At 73.4% G+C, this 489-nt stretch carries 1 protein-coding gene; it reads left to right on the plus strand.

The window, feature by feature from the left end; translation table 11 throughout:
- The coding region (locus tag ABD308_RS15540) for a DUF7507 domain-containing protein (RefSeq protein WP_425554775.1) at window positions 1-402 on the plus strand (402 nt) is incomplete at its 5' end.
- Window positions 403-489: the final 87 nt, after the last annotated feature.

A 489-nucleotide genomic window follows, 5' to 3' on the forward strand; every position in this document is an offset into this window, starting at 1 on the left:
CCCGTCCGCAGCCCCGACGCCCAGGTCACCCTCCCGGTCACACCCGTCACCGCCACACTGAGCATCACCAAGACGGCCGACACCTCCGGTTCGGTGTACGTCGGTGACACCGTCACCTACACCTACACCGTCACCAACACCGGCGGAGCCACGGTGAGCGACCTCGCCGTCGTCGACGACCACGCGCCGGACGTGACGTGCGACCGCACCACCCTCGACCCCGGCGAGGCGGCCACCTGCCACGCCACCTACACCGTCACCGAGGCCGACGGCGACGCGGGCCACGTGACCAACCGCGCCCACGCCACCGGCACCGATCCGCGGGGCGAGCCGGTCCACAGCCCGGAGGTGGAGCTCTGCCTCACCGTCGTCGTGCGTCCCCCAGGGGGGTACGAGGACTAGGGCCACCTCCCCAGCTGCCCCAGCCACCCCAGCCGCCCAGGCCCCCGGCCACGGGAAGTCGCACAACGGCGGCTCCGTCCCGCCACC

The organism is Kitasatospora putterlickiae, from assembly GCF_039527695.1.
Classification (GTDB): domain Bacteria; phylum Actinomycetota; class Actinomycetes; order Streptomycetales; family Streptomycetaceae; genus Kitasatospora; species Kitasatospora putterlickiae.